The sequence below is a fragment of the Nitrosomonas sp. Is37 genome (genome assembly GCF_033063275.1).
In the GTDB taxonomy this organism is placed as follows: Bacteria; Pseudomonadota; Gammaproteobacteria; order Burkholderiales; family Nitrosomonadaceae; genus Nitrosomonas.
The window spans coordinates 1-800 of the sequence record NZ_JAWJYP010000076.1 but is presented as its reverse complement, the minus strand read 5'-3'; the positions used below and the strand labels follow the sequence as shown (position 1 = coordinate 800).

Annotated in this window: 1 protein-coding gene; it reads left to right on the top strand. The window is 52.1% G+C overall.

Annotation, left to right across the window (positions count from 1 at the left end; translation table 11 throughout):
* Positions 1-800, top strand: an 800-nt coding sequence (locus tag R2Q26_RS15320) for a multiheme c-type cytochrome (protein WP_317537084.1), incomplete at both ends; no start/stop codon positions are given.

The window sequence follows — 800 nt, the reverse complement described above, 5'->3', positions numbered from 1 at the left end:
TGTCATTACAACCAGAACAAATGTGACGGTTGCCATACCAGACATGAATTCTCAGCGGCAGAATCGCGTAAACCGGAAGCCTGTGCAACCTGCCACAGCGGGGTAGATCACAACAACTGGGAAGCCTACTCCATGTCCAAGCACGGCAAGGTCGTTGCCATGAAGGGCGACCAATGGAACTGGGACGTACCGCTGAAAGATGCCTTTGCCAAAGGCGGACAAAGTGCCCCCACCTGTGCCGGCTGCCATATGGAATATGAAGGCGAATACGCCCACAACATGGTCAGAAAAATACGCTGGGCCAACTATCCTTTTGTTCCGGGCATTGCTGAAAACATCACGAGCGAATGGTCAGAAAAACGACTGGACTCATGGGCAGTCACCTGTAGCCAATGTCACTCAGAACGCTTTGCCCGCTCCTACCTGGAACTGATGGACAAAGGTACCCTGGAAGGACTTGCCAAATACCAGGAAGCACATGACATCGTGAAAGCACTATACGATGAAGGCCTGCTGACGGGACAAAAAACCAATCGTCCAGCACCGCCTGCACCTGACAAACCAGGATTTGGTCAATTCACCCAGTTATTCTGGTCGAAAGGCAACAACCCTGCATCGATGGAACTCAAAGTACTGGAAATGGCTGAAAATGACCTGGCCAAGATGCACGTAGGCTTTGCACACGTCAACCCTGGTGGCTGGACCTATACTGAAGGCTGGGGTCCGATGAATCGCGCGTATGTTGAGATTCAAGATGAACACACCCGACTGCGCGAAATGGTCGCCCTGCAACAGCGTGT